Here is a 7,682-nt window from a genome sequence, read left to right as displayed (position 1 = left end):
TCGGGCCCCCCCCCCCCCCCCCCCCCCCCCCCCCCCCCCCCGCGCCCCCCCCCCCCCCCCCCCCCCCCCCCCCCCCCCCCCCCCCCCCCCCCCCCCCCCCCCCCCCCCCCCCCCCCCCCCCCGCCCCCTCCCGTGGGTGGGAGGAAGAGGGCCGGTGGGGGCGCGCCTACGTGGTCCAGTGCCCGACCCTTGCCCCCCACCCCTGCCGCCACGGCGCTCGGCCACGACGGGGAGGGTCCGGCAGCATCGACGACGACCGAAAGTGATCCTCCCCACCACCCACGGGAGGGGGCGGACCGCAGGACGAAGTCCGGAGGGCCGCACCCGCTGCCGAAAACGCCCCGCGCAGCGGCAACCAGCCCGCCGCAGGCGCAACGGCGAGAAACCCCCACGGCGGGACGGCCGACAACGTGGGCCGCAGCAAAGCGCAGCGGACGGGCCGCAGGCGAACCCACAACAACCCCCACGGTGGGAAAGCCGAAAACCTGGGGATCAAGCCTTCGGCTTGAGGCGGGCGGACACCGCCGCTCCCATGGCCGCAACCCCGGCCATCGCCGCGAACACCACCGCGAAGGCCGCCGGATGGTCGGCCGAGCCGGCGGCGGCAGTTGTCGCGGGGGCATGCGCAGCCACCGCGCCGCCACCGAAGGCGACGAAGAGGACGCCGCTGATGCCGACGAAGGTGACGTTGCCCAGCGCGTCGGACATCTGCAGGGATGCGGAGTTGCTGCCGGCCTCCTCCGGGCGGGACAGCTTGAGCAGGAGCACGCCGCCGCTGGAGATGTTCAGGCCCATGCCGAAACCGCCGACCGTCCAGGCCACCGCGACGATCCAGGCCGGGACCCCGTCGAGCAGGACCAGCGGCACCATGGCGATCGCCGCCGCCAGCAGCAGCATCCCCAGGCCCATCAGGCGCTCCCGGTGCGGTTCGAGGCGCCGTCGGCTCTGGACGTACGAGCCGAGCGCCCAGGTCAGTCCGCCACCGGTGAGGGAGAGTCCGGCGAACGTCGCCGACAGGCCGCGCTGGGTGACCAGCAGCAGCGGGATGAAGCTCTCGGCGGCGACCAGCGCACCGGCCGCCAGGCCGCGCATCAGCACGACGGTCGGCAGGCCGCGCGCCGCCCGGAACGTGCCGCGGGGCAGCAGCCGCACGATGGCCGGCACCAGCAGGGCCAGCCCGGCGGCCGCGAGCGGCAGCCCGGACCAGGCCGGATGCCGGCCCGCGTACTGCAGCAGGCTCGCGCCGACCGCGACGGCCAGCGCGAGCCGGCAGCGCCGGTCGGTCAGGACGTGCCGCACCCCGCCGTGCGGGCCCGGCTCCGTACGCGGCAGGGTGCGCAGCGCCGGCAGCATCACCGCGAGCGGCAGCAGTATCAGCGCGGGGATGGCGAGGAAGACCCAGCGCCAGCCGAGCTGTTCGGTGACGGTCCCGGCGAGGAGCGGGCCGACGATCACCGGCACCACCCAGGCCGCCGAGAACGCCGCCATGATCGACGGCCGCAGCCGCTCGGGGTAGGCGCGCCCGACGACGACGTACAGCGAGACCACCACCAGCCCGCCGCCGATGCCCTGCACCCCGCGGCCCGCGATGAACATCCCCATGCTCTGTGCGCCGCCGGCGATCAGCAGCCCCGCCCCGAAGGCGGCGATGCCGGTGAACAGCGGCGCGAGCGGTCCGCGCCGGTCGCTCCACTCGCCCGAGAGTGCCATCGCGAACAGGCTCGCGGTGAAGAAGGCCGAGAAGGCGAAGGCGTACAGGCCGATGCCGTCCAGGGCGCGGGCGGCGACGGGCATCGCGGTGTTCACGGCGCTGGCCTCGAAGGCGACGAGGGAGACGACGGAGATGATGCCCAGGGTCAGGGCCCGGTGGGCGCGGCCGAGGACGCCGTCGGCGGTGCCGTCGGCGAACCCCTTGCCGGGCGGCGCGGTCAGGGCGGAGCGGTCAGCGGTCATCCGGCCAGCGTAAGGGCCGTAGGGCGGTTGCGCCCCTGTCCGGAGACGGGGATCCGGTCGGTCGTCGGTCCTACGCCGCACGGCCTGGACGCCGGCCGTCGGGCCGTGTGAACGCCGCGTGGCAGCGCGCCGCAACCCATGGACTCCTGCGGCCCGCCGCCTTAACCTCGGCCGCCGTTACCGACGGACGGATGAGGAACTCCCATGCGACACAGGCTCTTTGGGCCCGGCCGGAGCGGACTTCGGGCCCGCGCGGCCACAGCGCTGGCGGCCCTGGTACTCACGCTGCCGGCTCCGGTGGCGCTCGCCCCGGCCGCGCGGGCGGCACCGATACCGCCCGCCCCGGGTCACCGGCTGGTCCCGCGGTACGAGGGCGCCCCGGCCACCGCCGCCCCGCTGCCCGCGGACCAGGCGCCGCCGCAGCACCCGTATCTGGCGCCCAACGGGCGGGCCGGTATGCACGGGGACGGCGCCGGCAGCGACACCCACCCCTTCCCCGGGCCGCTCGGCGTGGACCCGGCCGTCAGCAGCGAGCGGATGGCGGCGCTCGGCGGCGAGTGCGCGACCGTCACCTTCGACTCCGGGGGCCGGCTACTGACCGTCTGCGGCACCTTCCAGGGCTTCAGGCTCAAGCTCCTGGACCCGGCGAGCCTGGACACGCTCGCCGAGTACCGGCTGCCGCAGCGCCCCTCCACCGTCGAGGCCCTCACCCGCCTCGACTTCTCCAAGATCTTCAAGGACACCTCGGGCGGCGCCTACTTCTACCTCGACGACGAGGACCGCGTCGTCCTGGCCGACTCCCGCCAGCACGTCCTGCGGCTCTCGCACGGCCGCTCCGCCGACGGCCGCTGGCACTTCGCCGTCGACCGCGACTGGGACCTGACCCCGTACGTCCCGCACGACTGCGTCGGCTGGAGCAACCTCCACCCGCGCGGGCAGTGCGATCCGGTGACCTCGGTCCAGCCCGACTGGGACGGCCGGATCTGGTGGGTGACCCGCAAGGGGCGGATCGGCACCATCGCCCCGGACAGCGGCGCGATACGCACCGTCCGGCTGCCCGGCGAGGAGATCCAGAACAGCTTCTCGGCGGCCGAGGACGGCGTCTCCCTCGTCTCCGACCACGCCCTGTACAGCCTGCGCGCGGACTCCTCGGGCACTCCGCGGATCCAGTGGCGGCGGACCTACGACCGCGGTACGGGCGGCAAACCGGGCTCCATCAACCAGGGGTCCGGCACCACGCCCACGCTGCTCGGCGACGCCGCCCACCCCTACGTGGCCATCACCGACAACGCCGACGACCGGATGCACGTGCTGGTCCACCGCCGCACCGGACCGGACGCCGGCCGCCTGGTCTGCAAGGTCCCGGTCTTCACCTCCGGCGCCTCCACCACCGACAACTCCCTGATCGGCTATGGCCGCAGCCTCGTCGTCGAGAACAACTACGGCTACGAGAACGTCACCTCGCTGCTCCTGGGGAAGTCGGTCGTCGGCGGCATCACCAGGATCGACATCCGGCCGGACGGCAGCGGCTGCGACACCGTCTGGGAGAGCAAGGAGCGCTCCCCCTCCACCGTCGCCAAGCTCTCCACCGCCAACGGCCTGCTCTACTCCTACACAAAGGACCCCCACCCCCTGGGCATCGACGCCTGGTACCTGACCGCCGTCGACTTCCGCACCGGCCGGACCCGCTTCAAGCGCCTGACCGGCACCGGCCCGCTCTACGACAACAACTGGGCCCCGATCACCCTCGGCCCGGACGGCACGGCGTACATCGGCGTCTTCAACGGCCTGGTCGCCGTACGCGACACCCGGCCGCGCCCCTGAGCCGGCGGCCGCCCCATGCGGGGCTTCATGAACCTCGTGTTGCCCCGCATTGCGGCTCCATGGCAGCCCGCCCCGCACCCTTGCCCCCTCCCCCACCCCGCGGCCTACAGTCGGGAACGCACCGCAACCCGGCCGTGTGCCCGAGTGGTTCAGGGGCTCGCCTGCAAAGCGAGTTACGTGGGTTCGAATCCCGCCACGGCCTCCAGTGCCTTCTACCAGGCAAAACGAAAGGGCGGCACCCTCGAAGGGGTGCCGCCCCTTCACCGGCCGGTGCGGAGTGCGGTCACGAAGCGGTAGATGTCCCTGGCCTCGCCGGTGTCCGTCGGGGGGCGGAGTTCCACCAGGGCCAGCGGGCGGTCCACGGGCTCGCCCGTGTCCGGGTCGAAGGCTATGTAGCCGCTGATGCCGCGGACCCGGGACCTGCCGTTGGTCTGCTCCAGCATGGCCAGGACCATCCGGTCGGTGACCCGCCGGGTGCCGTAGACCGCGACGGCCTTCTGGGCGGCCTTGCCGATGGTGTACGTCGCGTCGTGACCGAGCATCGCCTGGCCGCTGGCGAGGCCGGTGGCCGGGCCGCCGACCTCCTTGCTGAAGGTCCGCTCGAACTCGGCGAACGCCCCGTTCCGAGCGCCGCCGTAGACCTCCTTGGATATCTCGGGGTGGGTGAACGCCGTGTAATAGACGGTCAGCCCGCTGTACTTCCAGCGCCTGGCGAGCAACGCGAGCTCGTCGCGGTGCCCCTGGCCTCCGGTGCCGAAGTAGACGCCCAGCGCGCTGGAGCCGGAGAGCACCGTCGTGGGGCAGCGCCTGCCCCCCTCGCCGGCCGCCTCGATGAAGCGGCGCAGCTCCCGGCCGCGGCCGGCGAAGTACACCACGTCGGGCGGCTCGGGGGCGTCGCAGACCTTGTCGGCGACCAGGGACAGCGCGTTGCCCGCCGTCGCCTCCTCGCCCTCCCCCGAACGGAACGGGATCACCCCGTCGTCCATGTCCAGCTTCGCGCGCCGTGCCGCTGCCCGGAAGTCCTCGTAGAGCGAGGTGTTGTAGGCGTCCTCCTCGTTGCCGTCCCTGATCACCTGGACGCGGTAGCCGGGGTGCCTGCGCTGCTGCTCCTTGAGGTAGCCGGCGGCGGCCGCGGTCTGGTCGCGGTTGGGGAAGGAGACCCGGTAGAACCCGGCGGTGGGGGAGCCCAGTCCGTCCGCCGCCACCGTCGCGCCGACCATCGGCAGTCCGGCGGCGCGCAGCCGCTTCACGGCGCCGGCCGTCCGGTCGTTGCTCTGCCCGAAGCCCGCCACCGCGACGAGGTGTTCCCTGTCCTTCATCGCGATGAGCTGGTCGACCACCTGCCGCCAACTGCGGTCGCCACGGCCGGTGTTGGCGAGCAGCAGTCGGATCCTGGGCAGTGTCGCGCGTTCGGTGTTGAGCGTCCGCTGGGCGACGTAGGCGCCGCTGACGGCCTGCCGGGTGGCCTCCGGCCCCCGGTCGGCGAAGCCGCCCGCCATGGCCTCCAGATAGGCGATGGCCACCGACGGCTGACCGGACCTGGCGACCCTCTCGTTCTCGGCGCGGATCTTGTCGCTCAGACCGTGCATGTTCTCGAAGGTGTACGCGCCGTCCGTCACCCCCACGCACTCGCCACCGGCCGCCTGGTGCACACCCTCACCGCACCGTCCGGCCGTGTCCGCGATCCGTAGCGCGACACCCGCCAGGACCGCGGCCGCCACCAGCACCGAGACGATCCACAGCCCCCAGCGTCGCGGGGGTCTGGGGGGTGCGAAGACACGGGCGCTCACAGCCACGGCTCCTTTCCGTACTGCTTGGCCTTCCGCAGCAGCGCGGAGGTCCACGGCACACTGTCGGCGTGCACCGCGAGGGTGTGGAAGCGGGCCTGTATCTCGCCGTACAGCTCGGCGCCGGGATCGCCGAGGGGGTCGCGATACGGGTCGCCGACGCGATCCGTGCGCGGGTCGTCGGGCGGCTCGGGACCGATCCACACCGCGGCGAGCAGCCGGGTGACGGTCCGCAGCCGCTGCTCGACGGCACCGTCGTTGAGGTGCTCCACCAGCCGCTCATAGTGCTCCCACAGCGTCTGATCGAGGGCGCCGCCCGCTTGGGCGAGCGGGGCGCGGCGCAGTCTGCACAGCTCGGCGCACCACTCCTCGGGAGTGACCCGGTCGAAGAGCGCGTCAAGATGGGCGGCGGCCGCGGCCAGATCTCCCCCGGCCAGGGCGTGGTACGCCGCGTTGCCCCGCTCGCCGGTGGTGGCCGCCCGCTCCCGCAGGGCCTCGTGCACGGGCCGCCACCCCCGGACGGTGCCGGGCGGCCCGTCCTCGGGGGTCGCCGCGAGCCTGCGCAGCAACAGCAAGCGCAGCAGCGGGTGGGGCGTCTCGGTACGGCCGTCGGCCTCCTCGTCCGCGGTGTCGAGGTGCATGGTGCGCAGCACGTCCGCACAGAAGTCGTGGAACTCCTCCTGGACGCGGGCGCTGGACTCGCCCCACAGCACCCGGCCGGCCTGCGTCTGGGCGAGGTCGACCGCGGCCGCGGCGTGGGCCAGCGCCTGCGTGAGCTCCCCGCTCGCGTCGATCGGCAACAGCCGCTCCAGCAGGGCGTCGACAAGGGCGGACGAGGGCTGCAGGGCCTGCCGCAGCCGCTCCTCCCAGGGGGTCTGTGGCGGGTACTCCAGGAGCGCCGCCAGCAGGTGTGCGGTGGCCGCCGGATGCCCGCGGGTGAGTTCGTGCACCACCCAGCCCAGCCACTGCACGCCGTTGTCGGCAGCGGGCGCCGGCGCCCGGCGGCCGACCGACCTCAGCACCTCCTCGGCCTGCTGTTCGACCTCATGGCGGACCAGATCCCGCAGCCGGCCCACCACCAGCCCCTTGACGACCCGCTCCGGAACGAACCCCTCCTCCTCCGCGGGCCACCGGCCGGGCAGCGCACCGGGCCGCCGCGGCCCGCCGAACGCGAAGCTCTCCAGCGCGGCCGGATAGCTGCCTGCCGTGGCGAGGACCAGCAGCGGATCGGGCGTCCCGCCTTTTCTCCGTGCGTCCAGCAGCGCCCTGAGAAAGCCGTTCCCCAAGGGGCTGTCGACGTTGTCCAGCAGCACCAGGCACTGCGTCGTACGCCGCTTGTCGCCGCCACGCGAGCCGTAGGCCCGCCCCAGATCGTCCAGGAAGGCGTCGAACAGCACCGCCTCGGCACGCTGCCGCTCGGCCTCCTCGCGGTCGCCGTAGCGCTGGTTCAGGTCGATCAGGAAGCCGTCGACGGAGCCGTCGCCGCGGCTGCGCCGCTGGATGCGCGCCAGCTGCCAGCGGACCCGCAGTCGCGCCCAGTGGCGCCGCCACTCGGGCAGCAGGGGCAGCGCCGCGGTCACCGCCGTCGGGGCGCCCAGGACCGTGGCGGCATACGTGGCCAGCTGATTGATCACCTCCGTCCGGCTGCTGGGCGGCCCGACCAGCGCCTGTTCCATCTGCCGTACGGCGGCGTCGCGGTCGGCCGCCTCCATTCGGGCCGCGACGGCGATCGTCAGCAGCCCGAACGCCGGAAACCGCAGCCTCGCGAAGTCCTTCTTCTTCTCGTTCAGTTGAAAGACCAGCGCGGCCAGCACGTCGATCGGCTTACGCCCCTCCTGCCCCAGCGCCGCCAGGTCGAGCCGGGCCACCGGCGCGCGCCGGCCCCAGTCCGCGAGATGCCGCAGCACCGTCGTCTTGCCGCTGCCGCGCGGCCCCAGCAGCAGCGTGGCCGGCAGCTCCGGCCGGCTGCCCGGCCTGCGCACCAACAGCTCCTGGACGTACCGCTCCACGGCCCGGTCCCGCCCCGACTCCCCCGCCCATTCCTGCGGCATCCCGCCCGCCCCCTCGGCCTCGCGCTCCCCGTCGCCCCCGCGGCCCCCACGCCCGGTCGGCTCACTC

At 74.0% G+C, this 7,682-nt stretch carries 4 protein-coding genes and 1 tRNA gene; 2 read left to right on the top strand and 3 right to left on the bottom strand.

Annotated features, from left to right (window positions below; all coding sequences use genetic code 11):
- Window positions 1-492 precede the first annotated feature (492 nt).
- The gene (locus ACZ5XZ_RS29755) at window positions 493-1,953 is read right to left on the bottom strand and encodes an MFS transporter (protein WP_468983438.1); all 1,461 of its coding nucleotides are present in this window, start codon (window positions 1,951-1,953) and stop codon (window positions 493-495) included.
- 204 nt (window positions 1,954-2,157) lie between these two features.
- Between ACZ5XZ_RS29755 and ACZ5XZ_RS29750 the strand changes: the two genes are divergently transcribed.
- A complete protein-coding gene (locus tag ACZ5XZ_RS29750; RefSeq protein ID WP_468983436.1) occupies window positions 2,158-3,777 on the top strand; it encodes a hypothetical protein in 1,620 nt (539 codons plus the stop codon).
- 130 nt (window positions 3,778-3,907) lie between these two features.
- Window positions 3,908-3,982, top strand: a tRNA-Cys gene (locus tag ACZ5XZ_RS29745).
- A 55-nt stretch (window positions 3,983-4,037) separates the two neighbouring features.
- On the opposite strand, the gene ACZ5XZ_RS29740 is transcribed toward ACZ5XZ_RS29745, so the two are convergent.
- Window positions 4,038-5,567 carry an ABC transporter substrate-binding protein gene (locus ACZ5XZ_RS29740; protein WP_468983434.1) on the bottom strand — a complete coding sequence of 510 codons (1,530 nt, stop codon included), beginning with the start codon at window positions 5,565-5,567 and terminating at the stop codon, window positions 4,038-4,040.
- On the bottom strand, window positions 5,564-7,615 hold the full coding sequence (locus ACZ5XZ_RS29735; RefSeq protein WP_468983431.1) for an ATP-binding protein: 2,052 nt from the start codon (window positions 7,613-7,615) through the stop codon (window positions 5,564-5,566). Before ACZ5XZ_RS29735 ends, ACZ5XZ_RS29740 begins: the two co-directional genes overlap by 4 nt.
- Between the last annotated feature and the right edge of the window lie 67 nt (window positions 7,616-7,682).

The sequence above is a fragment of the Streptomyces sp. NPDC033270 genome (assembly GCF_055576575.1).
The sequence above is the reverse complement of the archived record's forward strand: the minus strand, read 5'-3'. Positions and strand labels throughout refer to the sequence as shown.